This is a genomic window from Bradyrhizobium sp. UBA2491 (assembly GCF_002341725.1).
In the GTDB taxonomy this organism is placed as follows: Bacteria; Pseudomonadota; Alphaproteobacteria; order Rhizobiales; family Xanthobacteraceae; genus Bradyrhizobium.
The window spans coordinates 1-18,236 of the sequence record NZ_DDOP01000085.1 but is presented as its reverse complement, the minus strand read 5'-3'; the positions used below and the strand labels follow the sequence as shown (position 1 = coordinate 18,236).

Genomic DNA, 18,236 nt, shown 5'->3' with positions numbered 1-18,236 from the left:
GCCTTCGCCGGGACGACGGTGTGGATCTAGCTCGACTTCCTCGTCCGCCGCGCCTGCTTGCGCCAGTCGGCGACGAACGCCACGAAGGCAGCGAGCGCGGGTGGCGGCTGGCGCCGGCTTGGATAGTACAGGAACGGCCCGTCGAACGGCGGGCACCAGTCATCGAGCACGCTGACGAGCGCGCCGGACTTCACGCCGTAGCGGACATAGCCCTCGAACGTCGCCCAGTAGCCGACGCCATCGTGGACCGCACGCAGCGCGAGACCGAGATGCGTCGCAATCAGCTTGGCCGGCGGCGAAATCTTCACCACGCGTCCGTTCTTCTCGAACTCCCAATCGAAGATCACGCCGTTGCTGAAGCGGGTGCGGATACAGGCATGCGTCAGCAAATCCTTCGGCTGCATCGGCCGGCCGTGCTTTGCGACATACTCGCTCGACGCCACCACCGCGTAGCGCTGCGGCGCGCCGAGCGGGACCGCCACCATATCCTGGGCCAGATGCTCGCCATAGCGCACGCCGGCGTCGAAGCCCTGCGCGACGATGTCGACGAAGGCGCTCTCGGCGACGATGTCCAGATCGACCTGCGGATATCTGGCGAGGAACGGCGCGATCATCGGCGCCAGCACGAGGTCGATCGCGGGCGGCGGCGCGTTGATGCGCAGGCGCCCCGACGGCTCGGCGCGCAGACCGCGGACCTCGGTGATCGCATCGGCGACGTTGACCATCGCCGGCGCGACCCGGGCGAGCAGCAGTTCGCCGGCCTCGGTCAGCGCGACGCTGCGGGTGGTGCGGTTCATCAGGCGGACGCCGAGCCGCTCCTCCATGTCGCGCAGGCGCTGGCTGAGGCTCGAGACCGAGACGCGGCTCTCCAGCGCGGCGCGCCGGAAGTTGCGGGTGCGTGCCACCGCCACGAAGGCGTCGAGGTCGCGAAGGTCGAAATCCTGCATTGTTCGATATAGTGAACAAGCTATTCTGGATTGTCCAGCTTAACCCCGGCAACGAACCCGCCCATATCAGCCGCGTCATTCTGGCGGCGGATGATCCGCCGCCACATCCAGGGAGCACCACCATGGACACACGCAAACTCGGCTCCACCGGCCCGCCCGTCTCGCAGCTCGGCCTCGGCTGCATGGGCATGTCCGACTTCTACGGCCCCGCCGACCGCAGCGAGAGCATCGCCACCATCCACGCCGCGCTCGATGCCGGCATCACGCTGCTCGACACCGGCGACTTCTACGGCATGGGCCACAACGAAATGCTGATCGGCGAGGCGCTGAAGAGCCGCAGCCGCGACAATCTGCAGATCAGCGTCAAGTTCGGCGCGCTGCGCGACCGCAATTACGGCTTCCTCGGCTACGACAGCCGGCCTGCGGCCGCGAAGAATTTCGTCGCCTATTCGCTGCAACGGCTCGGCGTCGATCACATCGACATCTACCGCCCGGCCCGGCTCGATCCCAATGTGCCGATCGAGGACACGGTCGGGGCACTGGCCGACATGATCAAGGCCGGCTGGATCCGGCATATCGGCCTGTCCGAGGTCGGCTCCGACACCATCCGCCGCGCCCACAAGGTGCACCCGATCGCCGATCTGCAGATCGAATATTCGCTGGTGTCGCGCGGCATCGAGGACGACATCCTGAAGACCTGCCGCGAGCTCGGCATCGGCGTCACCGCCTATGGCGTGCTGGCGCGCGGGCTGATCAGCGGACACTGGTCGAAGGACCATGCCGGCGCCAGGGATTTCCGCCTGATGAGCCCGCGCTTCCAGGCCGGCAACATCGACGCCAATTTGGCGCTGGCGGACCGGCTGCGCGGCATCGCCGGCGAGATCGGCGCCTCTCCTGCGCAGGTCGCGATCGCCTGGGTCGCGGCCCAGGGCACCGACATCGTGCCGCTGGTCGGCGCGCGGCGCCGCGAGCGGTTGACCGAGGCGCTCGGCGCGCGCGATGTGAAGCTGACCGCGGCGCATCTCGCCGCGCTGGCGGAGGCATTTCCGCCCGGTGCCGCCGCGGGCGGACGCTATCCGGAGGAGCACCTCCGGCACATGGACAGCGAGAAGCCCGCTGTAGTGTCCTAGATCGGAACGAAGATTGAATCGATCCGGCCACGAGCACGATTCACCTCTCCCTTGGGAGAGGTCGATTTGCGCAGCAAATCGGGTGAGGGGTTACGCTCTATCGAGAGAGCAAGAGCCCTCACCCGGATTGCTCTGGACGATGCTTCGCATCGCCAGGCGCAATCCGACCTCTCCCCGGCGGGGAGAGGTGAACCGAGGGCGCGTCAGCCGATCAAAACTCATGCCGCTTTAGCGAACTACCGATGCCCGCTCAGGTCGGTGATCACGGCAGCATCGCCATTGAGCGGGTTCTGCGGATCGCGCGCGTAACGCAGGGTCTCGAACCGCATCGCGCGCGCATCCACCATCAGCAGGCGGCCGACCAGGCCTTCGCCGAAGCCGACGATCTCGCGGATCGCCTCCAGCGCCATCATCGACCCCATGAGGCCGGCCAGCGCCCCCATCACGCCGGCCTCGGCGCAGGCCGGCACCGTGCCCGGCGGCGGCGCCTCCGGGAACAGGCAGCGATAGGTCGGGTTGAACACGCCTTGCGCATTCTTCTCATGGGCGCGGATCGTGGTCAGCGAGCCGTCGAACTGCCCGAGCGCCGCCGTGATCAGCGGCCGCTTCGCCAGGAAGCAGGCATCGGCGACGAGATAGCGGGTCTCGAAATTGTCGGAGCCGTCGAGCACGAGATCGTAGTTTGAAATCAGCGCCATCGCATTGTCCGCATCGAGCCGCATTGGATGCGCTTCGAAAGTCACATGCGGATTGAGCGCATGAATCTGCGCCGCCGCGCTGTCGACCTTGCGCTTGCCGATGTCGGACGTGGTGTGGATGATCTGGCGCTGCAAATTGGAGAGCGAGACGACGTCGTCATCGACCACGCCGAGCCGGCCGACACCCGCGGCCGCCAGATACATCAGCACCGGCGCGCCGAGGCCGCCGGCGCCGATCACCAGCACTGAGGATTGCTTCAGCGCGTTCTGGCCGGGGCCACCCACCTCGCGCAGCACGATGTGGCGGGCATAGCGTTCGAGCTCGTCGGCACTCAGCATGATGGTATCCTGCGCGCTGTTCCCTGAACCGACGCACGGTTGTTGCCGACCAAGCAGATGTGCTTAATTGCGTGGACGTCAATGGTTTCGGTCATCCCCTCCGGATTTGTCATGAGATCGGTGCTTTCGGCAACGTTGATGTTCGCAACCATCGGGGCGGCGCACGCCCAGATGACGCCGCCGTCGACCGCGGGGGCCAAGCCGAAGACCGTGACGACGGTGCCGGTTCGCCCCGCATTGCAGAAGCCGGAAGATACCGCTGGCGCGATGGCGCAGGCCGAGCGGCTGGCGCTGCAATCCGACCTCGCCTGGGTCGGCGAATATAATGGCGCGATCACCGGCGACGTCAGCGAGCGCATGGTCAATGCGATCAAGGAATTCCAGAAGAACCGCGGCGGCAAGCCGACCGGCGTGCTGAACCCGCAGGAGCGCGGCGCGCTCGCCGACACCGCGCGGCGCAAGCAGGAGAACGTCGGCTGGCGGATCGTCACCGAGCCCGGCACCGGGGCGCGGCTCGGCATTCCGACAAAACTGGTGCCGCAGCTGACCAGCGATGCGTCCGGCGCCAAATGGACCTCGCCGACCGGTACCGTCCAGGTGCTGCTGACCCGGCGCAAGGAAGCCAGTCCGACCACCGCCAGGCTTGCCGAGCAGGAAAAGAAGCAGCCCGCCGGCCGCACCATCGACTACACCGTGGTGAAGCCGGACTTCTTCGTGCTGTCGGGCATGCAGGGACTGAAGAAGTTCTATCTGCGCGGCACCTTGAAGGGCGACGAGGTCCGCGTCCTCACCATTCTCTATGACCAGGCGACGCAGACCACCGTCGAACCGGTGGTGATCGCGATGTCGAGCGCCTTCAACGCGTTTCCGCCCGGCGCGCAGGCCGGTCCGCCGCCGCGCAAGACGGTGGAATACAGCACCGGCGTCGTGGTCAGCGACGACGGCGCCATCGTCACTGATCGCGTGGCGAGCGGCGATTGCGTCGCGCTGACGATCCCGGGCTATGGCAGCGCCGACCGGGTCGCCGAGGACAAGGATCACGACCTCGCGCTGCTGCGGATCTACGGCGCGCGCGGGCTGAAGCCGCTCAACATCGCGGGCCAGGCGACCCAGACCACGCTCGACATCACCGGGATCGCCGATCCGCAGAACCAGGGCGGTGCTGCTGCCGTCAGCACAATGAAGGCATCGGTGGCACAGATCGGCGGTGGCGGAGATGCAGCCCTGTCACCAGCACCGGCGGTCGGCTTCTCCGGTGCGGCTGCGTTCGACAGCGACGGCAAGTTTGCCGGCATCGCGCTATTGAAGCCGGTCCTGGTCGCAGGCGCAACCAATGCGACTCCGTCAGCGCAGGCGACGCTGGTCGCTCCCGCAACGGTGCGAGACTTCCTGAAGGCGCATGGTGTCACAGCCTCGGGCGGCTCGGCCGATGCCAAGGCCGCGGTCGTGCGGGTAATCTGCGTCCGGAAGTAGACTCGAGCTGTCATCGCCCGCAAAAGCGGGCGATCCAGTATTCCAGAGGCAGTTGCGCTTCGGCCGAGAGGCCGCGGCGTACTGGATCCCCGCCTGCGCGGGGATGACATGCACGCCCTTCCCACACGTCGTCCTGGCGAAAGCCAGGACGACGGTGAGGATGGCGCTCGCTTCAAACTGCCAAACAGCCTTGTCCGCGTTACCGCAGCATGAACCGCACCCCCGCCCGCGCGAGACCACCGGCGATGCCGACCGGCGTGCCGTCGGCGCGCCAGCAGGCGGCGCCAGACATCGTGCCGTCGGCGTGGAACTGGATCGCGTTCATGCCGCCGGCCACCGTCGGCACGACTTGCACTCTGTGACCCCTGGCGGTGAGTGCGGCGCGGACACTCTCCGGCACCGCCTGCTCGACCTCCAGCGCATTGCCCTCGGTCCAAACCCGCGGCGCCTCGACCGCTTCCTGCAAGCTCATGCCGTGGTCGATCAGATTGATCAGCGCCTGCATCGCGCTCGGGAAGATGCGCTTGCCGCCGGGCAGGCCGAGTGCGTAAGCCAGCCTGCCTCCGCGCAGCGCCATGACAGGCGACATCGAGGTGGTGACGCGCTTGCCTGCGGCGAGCGACAGCGCGTGCCCGGGCCGCGGATCGAACAGGTTCATGTAATTGTTCGGCACGGTGCCGAGGCCCGGGATCAGGATCTTGGCGCCGAACAGATTGTTGATGGTCTGGGTGGTCGCCACCACATTGCCCATCGCATCCGCTGCGGTCATGTGCGTGGTGTGCGCGCTTTCGAGTTGCGTGATGCCGGCGCTCCAGGCCTGCGCGCGGTCTGCATCGATCGCGCGGCGGCGCTCCTCGGCATAGGCCTTCGAGGTCAGCCGCTCCACCGGGACGTTGATGTAGGCGGGATCGCCGCTCGCGGCTTCGCGATCGGCAAAGGCGATCTTCAGCACCTCGGCGAGATAGTGGATGGTCTCCGTCGTGCCGAAGCCGAGGCGGGCGACGTCATAGCCCTCGAGGATGTTGAGCATCTCGGTGATGTGCACGCCCGACGCCGCCGGCGGCGGCGGCCCGAGGATTTCCCAGCCGCGATAGTCGCAGCGGATCGGCGCGCGCTCGACCGTCTTGTAAGCAGCAAGATCCTCCTGGGCGATGAAGCCGCCATTCTTCTGCATGTAGTCGACCAGGACGTCGCCGAGCGGCCCCTGGTAGAGCGCGTTGTCGCCATGGTCGGCGATGTATTTCAAGGTCTCGGCATATTCCGCCTGCACCACGCGCTCGCCGGGCTTCAGCGGCGCGCCGTCGGGTAGATAGATCGCCGCGATCGGCTTGTCCTTCAGCATCTCCGCGGCGCCGTCGGTGATGCACTCGTGCAGATAGGGCGTCGCCGCATAACCGCGCGCGGCATGCTTGATCGCGGGCTGCATCACGTCGGCGAGGCTCATGGTGCCGAACCGGCGCAGCGTTTCGCACCAGGCCTTCAGCGAGCCCGGCACCGCGACCGCCTTCGGCCCGTTCAGATTCTCGTTGCCGACGGTGTCGAACACGTCATGCGCCGAGCCGGGCTTCGAGGTGTAGGTATCCGGCCGCACCGCCTTCGGCACCGTGCTCTGGCCGTCGATGAAGCGATGGCTGCCGTCGGCGAGGCGGATATGCGCCATGCCGCCGCCGATGATGCCGACCATCATCGGCTCGACCACGGTCAGCGTGAACAGAGTGGCGATCGCCGCATCGATCGCATTGCCGCCCGCCGCCAGCATCTCGGCGCCGGCGCTGGATGCCAGCGGATGATTGCTCACCACCATGCCGCGGCTAGAGGTCGCCGGCTGCTTCTCGCATTGAAAGGTGGTCGCGGCGCGTTCGCGCCAATTGCTGCTGATCGCCATTGTGTTCTCGTTCTTGCAGGGAGCGATGGCGGCCATGTTCGCCAGCCTCGCATGCGCGGTCAAGCCGCCGTGCGGCTCATGGCGGCATTCGCAAATGCGGTGTCAGCGCCGGTCGCGCAGCCAGATCTCGCGCCTGACCTTCCATTTTTCCGCTCTGGATTCGCCATTGTGATGCGGAAGCTCGACGAAGCCGACGAATTCGGCGCCGGTCTTCTGCTTGACCCGGCGCGAGGCGACGTTGGACGGCGCGTTGCAAACGTGGAAGTGATCGAGACCAAGGGTCAGGAAGGCGAAATCATTCACCGCGGCGATCGCCTCGGTCATGAGACCTTGATTCCAATAAGGCTCGGCGAGCCAGAACCCGCGATTGCCCTTGCGGCCATCGGCCCGCGGCCGGAAATTGATGTTGCCGATCGCCTCGCCGTCGCCGGCGCCGGCGCGCAACACCAGCACCCATTGATAACTTTCCTCGCCGCCCGCGATCTTGTCCAGCTCGCGCGTGATGAAGCTCTCCGCGCCGTCTTCGGGATAGGGCCACGGCACCACGGTCGCGAGCGTCTTGATCACGTTCCAATTGTCGAAGTGACGCTGGATCGCCGGAGCATCCGAGGGTGCAAGCGGCCGCAGGATCAGGCGCGGCGTCTCGATGCGTGGCGTTTCGAACATGTCACTTCTGACATTTCGGGCACCAGAACGTCGAACGGCCGTTCTGGGTGAAGCGCTTGACGATGCCCTCGCAACCCGCCGTGCGGCATGTCTCGCCTTCGCGGTCGTAGACCTGGAACGAATGCTGGAAGTAGCCGAGATCGCCATTGGTCAAGCGATGGTCGCTGATCGAGGAGCCGCCGGCCTTGATCGCCTGGTTGAGCACCGAATGGATCGCATCGACCAGCCGCTTGGCATGATCGGTCGGCTCGGCCTTCTTGGTCGCGAGCGTCGCGGCCAATCGCCGCGGCGACAGATGCGAGCGAAACAGCGCCTCGCAGACATAGATGTTGCCAAGTCCCGCCACCACGCGCTGATCGAGCAACGCCGCCTTCAGGCTGGTCTTCTTGTTGTGGCAGGAGCGCGCCAGCATCGCCGCGTCGAATTCGTTGCCGAGCGGCTCGGGCCCGAGGTCCTTCAGCAGCGGTTCATCCTCGATCGCGTTGCGGGCGATGATCTTCATGTAGCCGAAGCGCCTGGGATCGTTGAACACGACAGCCGCGCCCGAGGACATGTGGAACACGACGTGATCGTGCGCGCGGTCGTCGCTGCGCGGATGGTGGAATTGCCCCGGGGTCGCCGCGCCTTCCTGCTTCAGCACGCGGAGCGAGCCCGACATGCCCAGATGCATCAGCAGCACGTCGCCCGAGTTCAGGTCCGCCATCAGATATTTGGCGCGGCGGCCGAGCCCGGTGATGGTCTGGCCCTCGAGCCGGGCGATAAAGTCTTTTTGAAACGGAAACCGCAGATCCTTGCGGCGGGCCTCGGCCTTGAGGATTTTGGAGCCTTCCATGGCCGGTTGCAGGCCGCGGCGGACGGTCTCGACTTCGGGTAATTCCGGCATGGCAGGCATTCACCTTTTGGGACTGACGTGATAGCGCCATTGCGGCCGCCGCGCTATGGTTTGGCTGGAGCGTTTTCGAACCAAGCCTGTCCCGCGCCAGATGCGAGATGGACCGGCTCGCGGGAAGAAATCGCGACCAAGATGAACAAGAGTTCTGAGTGATGGATCGGCCGGAGCAAACCACCCATTTCGGCTTCAGGGACGTGCCCCTGGGCGAGAAGCAGACGCTGGTGAACGAAGTGTTTCACAGCGTGGCGTCGCGCTATGACCTGATGAACGATCTGATGTCGGGCGGCCTGCACCGGGCCTGGAAGGACGTCATGATCACGACGCTCGACCCGCCGAAGGGCGACCGGCCGTTCGCGCTGCTCGACGTCGCCGGCGGGACCGGCGACATCTCGTTCCGGGCCGCCAAGGCCGCGGGCACCGGCTTCCATGCCACCGTCTGCGACATCAACACCGAGATGCTGGCGGTCGGCCGCGAGCGCGCCGTCAAGCAGCACCTCGATGACCGCGTGTCGTTCGTCGAGGGCAATGCGGAGACGCTGGGTTTCGCCGATCGTTCGTTCGACGCCTACACGATCGCATTCGGCATCCGCAACGTGCCGCAGATCGAGCTGGCGTTGCGCGAGGCCTATCGGGTGCTCAAGCCGGGCAGCCGCTTCCTGTGCCTGGAATTCTCCACCGTCGACGTGCCCGGCCTCGACAAGATCTACGACCTGTTTTCCTTCAAGGTGATCCCGCCGCTCGGCCGCGCTGTCACCGGTGATGCCGAGTCCTATCAATATCTCGTCGAGTCGATTCGCAAATTCCCGCGGCCGAACGCGTTCGCCGAGATGATCAGCGCCGCCGGCTTCGCCCGCGTGAAATGGCAGAGCCTCTCCGGCGGCATCGTGGCGCTGCATTCGGGCTGGCGTTTGTGATCTCTGCACTGACCCACATCGCGCGCCTCGCCCGCGCCGGTTTCGTGTTTGCGCGCGAAGGCGTGTTCGGCGTCGTCGATCCGGCGCTGGTGCCGCCGCCCGGGCAGCTCGCGCTGAAAATGGCGCGGCTGATCGAGCGCCGCTCCGCCAAATCCGGCCCGCGGCTGTCGCGCGCGCTGACGAGGCTCGGGCCTGCCTATCTCAAGCTCGGCCAGTTCCTCGCCACCCGCCCCGACGTGGTCGGCGTCGCGATGGCGCGCGATCTCGAAAGCCTGCAAGACCGGCTGCCGCCATTCGCGCAGGACGAAGCCGAGACCGTCATCGCACAATCGCTGGAACGGCCGCTGTCGCAGGCTTTCGTGCATCTCGGCCCCGCGGTCGCCGCAGCCTCGATCGCGCAGGTGCATCGCGCCGAGGTCGAGCGCGACGGCGTACGGCAGCAGGTTGCGGTCAAGGTGCTCCGGCCCAACGTCGCGGCGCGCTTCCGCCGCGACCTCAGCGACTTCTTCTTCGTCGCGCATAAGGCCGAGGCGCATTCCGCCGAAGCGCGGCGCCTGCGGCTGATCGAGGTCATCAACACGATGTCGCGCTCGGTCGCGATGGAGATGGACCTGCGGCTCGAGGCGGCGGCGCTGTCCGAGATGGCCGAGAACACCAGCGACGATCCGGACTTCCGCGTGCCGACGGTGGATTGGGATCGCACCGCGCACAGCGTGCTGACGATGGAATGGATCGACGGCATCGCGCTGAACGACCACGCCCGCCTGGCAGCGGCCCAGGTCGACCTGCCCGATCTCGGCCGCAAGGTGATCCAGAGCTTCCTGCGCCACGCGCTGCGCGACGGCTTCTTCCACGCCGACATGCATCCGGGCAATCTGTTCCTCGACGACGCCGGCCGCCTCGTCGCGGTGGATTTCGGCATCATGGGACGGCTCGGGCTGAAGGAGCGGCGCTTCCTGGCCGAGATCCTGCTCGGCTTCATCACCCGCGACTATCGCCGTGTCGCCGAGGTGCATTTCGAGGCCGGCTATGTGCCGGGCCATCATTCGGTGGAGAATTTCGCGCAAGCGATCCGCGCCATCGGCGAGCCGATCCACAATCGGACCGCCGAGGAAATCTCGATGGCGAAGCTGCTGTCGCTGCTGCTCGAGGTCACCGGCCTGTTCGACATGCAGACGCGGCCCGAGCTGATCCTGCTGCAAAAGACCATGGTGGTGGTCGAGGGCGTGGCGCGCGGCTTCGATCCCAAGCTCGACATCTGGAAGATCGCCGATCCCGTGGTGCGCGAATGGATCACGCAGAATCTCGGCCCGGCCGGGCGCATCCAGGGCGCGCTGTCGGGGGCGGGCGAGCTCGGCCGCGTCATCGCCAATCTGCCGTCGATCGCCAGCCGCGCCGTGACGGTGCTGGAGCAGCTCGAGACCATGACCCGGGAAGGCCACATGCTGTCGTCGGACTCGATCGACGAAATGGCCCGCGCCGAGGCCAAGAAGGCACGCATCCAGACCGTCGGCCTCTGGGTCATTGCCGCAGCCCTGATCGGAATCTTCTTCGCCATCCGCGCGCATTGATTGCAATGCATGCATCATGTGATAGCATCGCTATCATTGTTTGAGCATGATGCCTGGGGCACGCCATGGCCAGCCTGACCATCCGCAAACTCGACGACACGCTGAAGGCCTATCTGCGGCTGCGCTCCGCCAAGAACGGCCGCTCGGTCGAGGAGGAGGTCCGGGTCATCCTCCGCGAGCTCGCCGACGGCGGTACGGAGCCCACCGAGGCGCCGCCCGCCGGTTCCCTGACCGTTGCAGCCCCCGCCCCACGGGTCGCCAGTGCGGCTGGCGAGCCCCGGGTGACCCTGATCATTGGCGGCGGAATCGCGGCCTACAAGGCGCTGGACCTGATCCGGCGGCTCAAGGAACGGCACGTCCGGGTCCGCTGCGTGCTGACCAAGGCGGCCCAGCAATTCGTCACCCCGCTGGCCGCCAGCGCGCTGTCGCATGAGCGGGTCTACACCGACCTGTTCGACGCCGAGAGCGAGTTCGACGCCGGCCATATCCGGCTGGCGCGGGACTGCGACCTGATCGTGGTGGCGCCGGCGACCGCCGACCTGATGGCCAAGATGGCGCAGGGCCATGCCGACGACCTCGCCACCGCGACGCTGCTGGCGGCCAACCGGCCGATCCTGCTGGCGCCGGCGATGAACCCGCTGATGTGGAACAACCCCGCCACCCGCCGCAATTTGCTGCAACTCCGCCGCGACGGCGTCCACACCGTCGGCCCCAATGCCGGCGAGATGGCGGAGGCCGGCGAAGCCGGGGTCGGGCGGATGGCCGAGCCTGTCGAGATCGCCGCCGCCGCCGATCGCATGTTGCGGCCGCCGCAGCCGCGCCCGCTCGCCGGCAAGCGCGTGCTGATCACCGCCGGCCCGACCCATGAGGCGATCGACCCGGTCCGCTACATCGCCAACCGCTCGTCCGGCAAGCAGGGCTTTGCGATTGCCGCCGCGGCGCGCGCGGCCGGCGCCGAGGTCGTGCTGGTGACCGGTCCGGTCGAGCTCGACGACCCCCAGGGCATCGCCGTGATGCGCGTCGAGTCCGCGCGCGACATGCTGCACCGGGTCGAGGCCGCGCTGCCGGTCGACGTCGCGATCTTCGCGGCTGCGGTCGCCGACTGGCGGGTCGCCACTGAAGGCAGCCAGAAATTGAAGAAGACCGCGGCCGGCATGCCGCCGCTGCAACTGGTCGAGAACCCCGACATCCTCGCGACAATCTCCAAGCTGAAGGACAAGCGGCCGCCGCTGGTGATCGGCTTCGCCGCCGAGACCGAGCACCTGATCGAGAACGCCAAGGCCAAGTTCGCGCGCAAGGGCTGCGACTGGATCGTGGCCAACGACGTGTCGCCAGCGACCGGCGTGATGGGCGGCGACCGCAACACCGTCCATCTGCTCTCGCGCGAGGGCAAGGAGGTCACCGTCGACTCCTGGCCGGTCATGACCAAGGAAGAAGTCGCGACTGCGCTGGTGTCGCGGATCGCAAGAGAAGTGGGAACCACATCGTGAGCGCCACCATCAAGGTCGAAGTCCACCAATTGCCGCATGGCGCGGATCTGCTGCTGCCGATCTACCAGACCGACGGCGCGGCCGGACTCGACCTGCTGGCCGCGGTGCCGCGGTCGGCGCCGCTGCTGCTGCTGCCGGGCCGTTACGAGATGGTTCCGACCGGGCTGACGATCGCGCTGCCGCCGGGCTATGAGGCCCAGGTGCGGCCGCGCTCCGGCCTTGCCGCCAAATACGGCATCACGGTGCTGAACTCGCCCGGCACTGTTGATGCCGACTATCGCGGCGAGATCAACGTGCTGCTGATCAATCACGGCCAGGAGGTGTTCTCGATCCGGCGCGGCGAGCGCATCGCGCAGATGGTGATCGCGCCGGTCACGCGGGCCGAGCTGGTTCCGGTCGACGCGCTGTCGGCGACCGAGCGCGGCAGCGGCGGCTTCGGCTCGACCGGACGCTAGACCGCGAACTGTGCTGATAGCTCCCTGAGGTCACGCTTCGCGCGCTCTCTCCGAAGGACGACGGCGTCAATTCGCGTCAAATCCACATCACCCGGCCGCATTTTTTCACAGCGGATTCAGCGTTCACGGTCTGGACTCTTACTCGCCGAGTCCCGTTGGGATTATTCTGGTTTGATTCGAGCACGACGGGGGGTCTTCGTCGGGCTATTAGGTCCTGCTTGGGCATGATCCCCGGACAGACGTCATACGTCTGCCGTGAGGGAACACCGGTCTCCTCTTTTCCGGATCATGTCTGGGGTTTGTGCGTTCTGGGGCAACATATGTCGGGCGTAGTCGCGGCAATGCGTCGAACCCTGCTGTCATGCACCTCACTGGCGCGCGACGGCATGCTTGGGCTCGCCATGTCAGCATTGCTGCCGGCCCGGACCTCGTTCGCCGCCGAAAGCCTGCTGGCCCAGGCGATGTCGGACCATTTCGGCTTCAACCATCAGGAGGTCGCGGTCCTCGCGACGTCGTTCGCGCTGGTCGGCTTCTCCGCCGTCGCCGCGATCCTTCTGATGCGCACCCGCCAGCGCGCGACCCGCAACGAGGAGCAGCTGCAATCCGAGATCACGGATTTGCAGGCGCAATCGGACCGGCTGCGCGCCTTGCTGTTCGTCGAGCCGCAGGTGCTGATCTCCTGGGCCGCCGGCGACAACCGGCCGCAGATCTCGGGCGACATCTCGCTGGTCATGTCGCAGGAGGGCTCGCCGCAACGCGTCCTCGCCTTCGGAACCTGGCTGCCGCCCGAGCCGGCGTTGCAGATGGACCACGCCGTCGACGCGCTGCGCGAGAAGGGCGAGGCGTTCCTGCTCAACCTCTCGACCTCGGCCGGCCGCGCGATCGAGGCGATGGGCCGCGCCATCGGCGGCCAGGCCATCGTGCGGATCCGCGAGCTCGGCGGATTGCGCCGCGAGCTCGCCGAATCCAACCTGCGCTACAAGACGTTGCAGGAGGAGACCGAGCTGCTGCGCGATTTCGCCGCCGCAGCACCTTGGCCGATCTGGGCCAAGAGCCTCGAAGGCAATCTGCGCTATGCCAACGCGGCTTACGTCCGCGCCACCGAGGGCAAGAGCGTGTCGGATGCGCTGCAACGCAATCTCGAACTGCTGGAAAGCGACCAGCGCGGCGAACTGACCCGCGCGCTCAATGACAATGCAAGCTATGCCGCGCGGCTGCCGATCGTGGTCAGCGGCGAGCGGCGGATCTACGACGTCCAGGCGCTGAAGCTCAACGGCGGCAGCGCCGGGATCGCGATCGACGCCAGCGAGGCCGCGGCGCTGCGCGCGGCGATCGCGCGGATGGTCGAAGCGCACCGCCGCACGCTCGACCAATTGTCCTCCGGCGTCGCGGTGTTCGACGCCGGCCGCCGGTTGACGTTCTACAATGAGTCCTATCGGCGGCTGTGGGGCCTCGACCAGGCTTTCCTCGACAGCAACCCCGACGATTCCAGCGTCCTCGACCGGCTGCGCGCCAACCGCAAGCTGCCGGAGCAGCCGGACTTCCGGGCCTGGAAGGCCAAGCTGCACGAGGCCTATCGCGCGGTCGAATCCGAGACCTACACCTGGTTCCTGCCCGACGGCCGCGCCATCAGCGTCGTCACCACGCCGAATCTCGAAGGCGGCGTCACCTATCTGTTCGACAACGTCACCGAGAGCCTCGACCTCGCGCGCCGCTACGACCGGCTGACCCGGGTGCAGCGCGAGACGCTCGACAATCTCGGCGAAGCGGTCGCGGTGTTCGGCAGCAATGGCCGCGCCGAACTGTTCAACCCGCCATTCGCCAAGATGTGGAAGCTGCCGGCCGACGCGCTGCAAGGCGAGCCGCATATCGAGCAGGTGGAAGCGCTGTGCCGGCCGCTGTTCGACGACGCGCTGACCTGGCGCACCCTGCGCGAGCAGATCACCGCGATCGAGAACCGCGCCCAGGTCGCGCTGAAGCTCGAGCGCAAGGACGGCAGCGTGCTGAACTGCATGACCATCCCGCTGCCCGACGGCAAGACCCTGCTCGCCTTCCAGGACATCACCGACACCGAGAACGTCGAGCGGGCGCTGCGCGAACGCAACGAGGCGCTGGAAACTGCCGACCAGATGAAGGTGGATTTCGTCCACCATGTCTCCTACGAGCTGCGCGCGCCGCTCACCACGATCATCGGCTTCGCGCATTTCCTCAGCGATCCCTCGACCGGGCCGCTGACGCCGAAGCAGGCCGAATATCTCGACTACGTCACCAAATCGACCAACGCGCTGCTGGCGCTGACCAACAACATCCTCGATCTCGCCACCATCGACGCCGGCGCGATGAAGCTCGAGCTCGGCCCGGTCAATATCGGCCAGGCGATCGAGGCCGCGGCCGAAGGCATCCAGGATCGTCTCGCCACCGACCGCATCACCCTCAAGGTCGATATCGAGCCCAACATCGGCGTCTTCGTCGGCGACGAGCGGCGCGTGGTGCAGGTGCTGTACAATCTGCTCGCCAACGCCGTCGGCTTCTCGCCGCATGACGCCACCGTCACGATCAGCGCGCGCCGCACCGAGCACAGCGTGGTGTTCGCGGTCACCGACGCCGGTCCGGGGATTCCGGCCGAGATGCGCGACAAGGTGTTCAACTGGTTCGAGAGCCATTCCCATGGCTCGCGGCATCGCGGCGCCGGGCTCGGCCTGTCGCTGGTCCGCTCCTTTGTCGAACTGCATGGCGGACGGGTGCGGGTCGATTCGACCGTCGGCCGGGGCACGACCGTGACCTGCGACTTCCCGATCGACCAGACCGCACATCGCAACGCCGCGGAATGACGGCGACCTCGACATTCTCGGTGGCGCTCGCGAACGAAACCGCGACGTCGGAGCTGATGGCCGACCTCGCGCTGTTGATCGGCGCCGGCGACGTCATCACGCTGTCGGGCGACCTCGGCGCCGGCAAGACCGCGGCCGCCCGCGCGCTGATCCGCTACCTCGCCACCGACGATACGCTGGAAGTGCCGAGCCCGACCTTCACGCTGGCGCAAAGCTACGAACTGCCGTCGTTTGCGCTGGTCCACGCCGACCTCTATCGCATCAATGATGCGAGCGAGCTCGAGGAGATCGGGCTGTCGCCGCTGCCCGACGACATCGTGGCGCTGATCGAGTGGCCGGAACGCGCGCCGGGCGCGATGCCTGCCGATCGCATCGACATTGCACTCAGCCACCGTCCGGCACTCGGCTCGGCGGCGCGCGCCGCCGAGATCACCGGCTATGGCAAGGCCGCGGCCAAGGTCGCGCGGCTTCACGCACTGCGCCAATTCCTCGAGCGCGCGGGCTTCCTCGCCGCCCGGCGCGAGCGTATGCCGGGCGACGCCTCGACGCGTTCCTATGCGCGGCTGCGCAATGACGACGGCAGCGTCATCCTGATGAATTCGCCGCGCCGTCCCGACGGCCCGGCGATCTACAACGGCAGGTCCTACAGCGCGGCAGTGCATCTCGCCGAGGACGTCCGGCCGTTCGTCGCGATCGGCAACGGCCTGCGCAAGCAGGGCTTCTCGGCGCCTGCGATCCGGCACATCGATCTCGAATCCGGCTTCCTCATCACCGAGGATCTCGGCGCGGAGGGCGTGATCGAGGGTGATCCGCCGTACCCGATCGCCGAGCGCTATGAGGCCGCCGTCGACATGCTGGCGGCGTTGCATCGCGAGGCGCTGCCGCCGCGGCTGCCGGTGACAGCGGACGAGAGCTACGACATCCCAGTGTTCGATATCGACGCCTGGCTGATCGAGATCGGGCTGATGCTGGAATGGTACCTGCCCGACCGCGGCGTACAGCCGAGCGAGGAGCTGCGCGGCGAATTCCTCGGAATGTGGCGCGGCCTGCTGGAAAAGCCCGCCGCGGCGCCGCAGACCTGGGTGATCCGGGACTTCCATTCGCCGAACATCATCTGGCTTGCCGAGCGCACCGGCACCCTGCGTGTCGGCATCATCGATTTCCAGGACGCGTTGCTCGGCCCCGCGGCCTACGACGTGGTGTCGCTGTTGCAGGATGCGCGGATCGACGTCCCCGAACAGCTCGAGCTCTCGCTGCTGACCCGCTACATCAAGGCACGACGGGCGACCGACGAGAATTTCGATCCGGCCGCCTTCGCCGAGCTCTACGCGATCATGTCGGCGCAGCGAAACACCCGGCTGCTCGGCACCTTCGCGCGGCTCAACCGCCGCGACGGCAAACCGCAATATCTGAAGCACCAGCCGCGGATCTGGACCTATCTCGAGCGATCGCTGGCGCATCCGGCGCTGGCCGCCTTCAGCGACTGGTACACCGCCAACGTCCCTCCCCCAGTACCTTAGTTTACGGGTTGTTAGCCGTTTATTAGCCTTGGGCCCCCTAAGGTTGCAGAGGTCGCGCCTGATCCATGGCGCGGCCGGATCGGGAGCTGGACCACACGATGGCGACGGAACGACGCAGGGGCGATCGTGTCACGTTTGAGCGCGGCATAGCCGCGCACATGATGGGCATTGACGGCACCTGGCGGCGCGACTGCACCATGGAAGACGTGTCGGAGACGGGGGCCAAGCTCACCGTCGACGGCTCGGTCGAGGGTCTCGCCCTGAAAGAATTTTTCCTCCTGCTGTCGTCCACAGGATTGGCCTATCGCCGCTGCGAGCTGGCGTGGGTCAATGGCGACCAGATCGGCGTCAACTTCCTCAAACAAGGCGACAAGAAGAAGAAAACTGCCAGGCGCGGCACGCAGGCTGCCGACGTCTAGGCCAGGGTCGTCATTGCCGTCTTACGGCCGTCATGTCCGATGACTATGGCGTCTGATTGATGTGCTTGCCGAATCGCCGTGATAGGATCGGCGCATGAGAGATGATGACCGAGAATATCCGGAAGATGCCCGTCACTCCCCATAAGGCCATGGTGCTCGCCGCGGGACTCGGCGTGCGCATGCGTCCCCTGACCCTCACGATGCCGAAGCCGCTGGTCAGCGTGGCCGGTCAGCCGCTGCTCGACCACGTGCTCGACAAGCTCGCCGGCGCCGGCGTCACCGAGGCCGTCGTCAACGTGCATTATCTGCCCGACCAGATCATCGAGCACGTCAAGACCCGCAGCCGTCCGCGCGTGATCATCTCCGACGAACGCGACCAGGTGCTCGGCACCGGCGGCGCGGTCGTGAAGGCGCTGCCGCTGCTCGGCGATGCGCCGTTCTATCATCTCAACGCCGACACGATGTGGATCGACGGCGTGCGCGCCAACCTGACCCGGCTGGCGGAAGCGTTCGATCCCGCGCGGATGGATATCCTGCTGTTGATGGCGCCGACCGCTTCGAGCATCGGCTACAGCGGGCGCGGCGATTACTCGATGCTGCCCGACGGCGCGCTGCGCAAGCGCCGCGAGAACCAGGTGGTGCCGTTCGTCTATGCCGGCGCCGCGATCATGCAGCCTTCGCTGTTCGCCGATGCGCCAGCCGGTGAATTCTCGCTGACGAAGATGTTCGATCGCGCCAACGAGCAGGAGCGGCTGTTCGGGCTGCGCCTCGACGGCGTCTGGATGCATGTCGGGACTCCCGACGCGATCCAGGCCGCGGAGGAAGCCTATCTGGAAAGCGTCGCTTAAGGCGGAATGGTTGAATCGGCTTAACGCGGCCTCGGTTCACCTCTCCCAGTTGGGGAGAGGTCGGATTGCGCTTGGCGATGCGAAGCATCGTCTAGTGCAAGCCGGGTGAGAGCTCTTGCTCTCTCGATAGACCGTAACCCCTCACCCGATTTGCTACG

The 18,236-nt window shown here is 66.8% G+C and carries 15 protein-coding genes; 10 read left to right on the top strand and 5 right to left on the bottom strand.

The window, feature by feature from the left end:
- Positions 1-26 precede the first annotated feature (26 nt).
- Positions 27-947 carry a LysR family transcriptional regulator gene (locus B2W55_RS29245; RefSeq protein ID WP_024584360.1) on the bottom strand — a complete coding sequence of 307 codons (921 nt, stop codon included), beginning with the start codon at positions 945-947 and terminating at the stop codon, positions 27-29.
- A 122-nt stretch (positions 948-1,069) separates the two neighbouring features.
- Here B2W55_RS29245 and B2W55_RS29240 point away from each other — a divergent pair, with 122 nt between their 5' ends.
- The gene (locus B2W55_RS29240; protein ID WP_024584359.1) at positions 1,070-2,077 is read left to right on the top strand and encodes an aldo/keto reductase; all 1,008 of its coding nucleotides are present in this window, start codon (positions 1,070-1,072) and stop codon (positions 2,075-2,077) included.
- A 236-nt stretch (positions 2,078-2,313) separates the two neighbouring features.
- Here B2W55_RS29240 and B2W55_RS29235 read toward each other — a convergent pair whose 3' ends face one another.
- A complete protein-coding gene (locus tag B2W55_RS29235; RefSeq protein ID WP_024584358.1) occupies positions 2,314-3,114 on the bottom strand; it encodes a HesA/MoeB/ThiF family protein in 801 nt (266 codons plus the stop codon).
- A gap of 111 nt (positions 3,115-3,225) precedes the next feature.
- Between B2W55_RS29235 and B2W55_RS29230 the strand changes: the two genes are divergently transcribed.
- A complete protein-coding gene (locus tag B2W55_RS29230) occupies positions 3,226-4,587 on the top strand; it encodes a serine protease (protein WP_024584357.1) in 1,362 nt (453 codons plus the stop codon).
- Positions 4,588-4,786: 199 nt separating this feature from the next.
- Here B2W55_RS29230 and ggt read toward each other — a convergent pair whose 3' ends face one another.
- The 3 genes from ggt to mutM all read right to left on the bottom strand — a co-directional run bounded on the left by ggt (position 4,787) and on the right by mutM (position 8,021).
- Complete coding sequence (gene ggt, locus B2W55_RS29225; RefSeq protein ID WP_024584356.1) at positions 4,787-6,466, bottom strand: gamma-glutamyltransferase; 1,680 nt, start codon at positions 6,464-6,466, stop codon at positions 4,787-4,789.
- A 108-nt stretch (positions 6,467-6,574) separates the two neighbouring features.
- Complete coding sequence (locus B2W55_RS29220; protein WP_024584355.1) at positions 6,575-7,138, bottom strand: GNAT family N-acetyltransferase; 564 nt, start codon at positions 7,136-7,138, stop codon at positions 6,575-6,577.
- A gap of 1 nt (position 7,139) precedes the next feature.
- Complete coding sequence (gene mutM, locus B2W55_RS29215) at positions 7,140-8,021, bottom strand: bifunctional DNA-formamidopyrimidine glycosylase/DNA-(apurinic or apyrimidinic site) lyase (RefSeq protein ID WP_024584354.1); 882 nt, start codon at positions 8,019-8,021, stop codon at positions 7,140-7,142.
- Positions 8,022-8,182: 161 nt separating this feature from the next.
- On the opposite strand from mutM, the gene ubiE reads away from it, so the two are divergent.
- The 8 genes from ubiE (at position 8,183) to B2W55_RS29175 (ending at position 18,078) form a co-directional block, all read left to right on the top strand.
- The gene (gene ubiE / locus B2W55_RS29210) at positions 8,183-8,944 is read left to right on the top strand and encodes a bifunctional demethylmenaquinone methyltransferase/2-methoxy-6-polyprenyl-1,4-benzoquinol methylase UbiE (RefSeq protein ID WP_024584353.1); all 762 of its coding nucleotides are present in this window, start codon (positions 8,183-8,185) and stop codon (positions 8,942-8,944) included.
- On the top strand, positions 8,941-10,515 hold the full coding sequence (gene ubiB, locus B2W55_RS29205; RefSeq protein ID WP_024584352.1) for a 2-polyprenylphenol 6-hydroxylase: 1,575 nt from the start codon (positions 8,941-8,943) through the stop codon (positions 10,513-10,515). Before ubiE ends, ubiB begins: the two co-directional genes overlap by 4 nt.
- 65 nt (positions 10,516-10,580) lie before the next feature.
- Positions 10,581-12,005: a bifunctional phosphopantothenoylcysteine decarboxylase/phosphopantothenate--cysteine ligase CoaBC gene (gene coaBC, locus B2W55_RS29200; protein ID WP_024584351.1), complete on the top strand. Its 1,425-nt coding sequence runs from the start codon at positions 10,581-10,583 to the stop codon at positions 12,003-12,005.
- Entirely contained in the window at positions 12,002-12,460 is a 459-nt protein-coding gene (gene dut, locus B2W55_RS29195; RefSeq protein WP_024584350.1) for a dUTP diphosphatase, read from the top strand. Before coaBC ends, dut begins: the two co-directional genes overlap by 4 nt.
- A 320-nt stretch (positions 12,461-12,780) precedes the next feature.
- Complete coding sequence (locus tag B2W55_RS29190; protein WP_024584349.1) at positions 12,781-15,291, top strand: sensor histidine kinase; 2,511 nt, start codon at positions 12,781-12,783, stop codon at positions 15,289-15,291.
- The gene (tsaE, locus tag B2W55_RS29185; RefSeq protein WP_024584348.1) at positions 15,288-16,811 is read left to right on the top strand and encodes a tRNA (adenosine(37)-N6)-threonylcarbamoyltransferase complex ATPase subunit type 1 TsaE; all 1,524 of its coding nucleotides are present in this window, start codon (positions 15,288-15,290) and stop codon (positions 16,809-16,811) included. Before B2W55_RS29190 ends, tsaE begins: the two co-directional genes overlap by 4 nt.
- Before the next feature lie 98 nt (positions 16,812-16,909).
- A complete protein-coding gene (locus tag B2W55_RS29180; RefSeq protein ID WP_024584347.1) occupies positions 16,910-17,230 on the top strand; it encodes a PilZ domain-containing protein in 321 nt (106 codons plus the stop codon).
- A 125-nt stretch (positions 17,231-17,355) separates the two neighbouring features.
- Complete coding sequence (locus B2W55_RS29175) at positions 17,356-18,078, top strand: nucleotidyltransferase family protein (RefSeq protein WP_024584346.1); 723 nt, start codon at positions 17,356-17,358, stop codon at positions 18,076-18,078.
- The last annotated feature ends 158 nt before the right edge of the window (positions 18,079-18,236 follow it).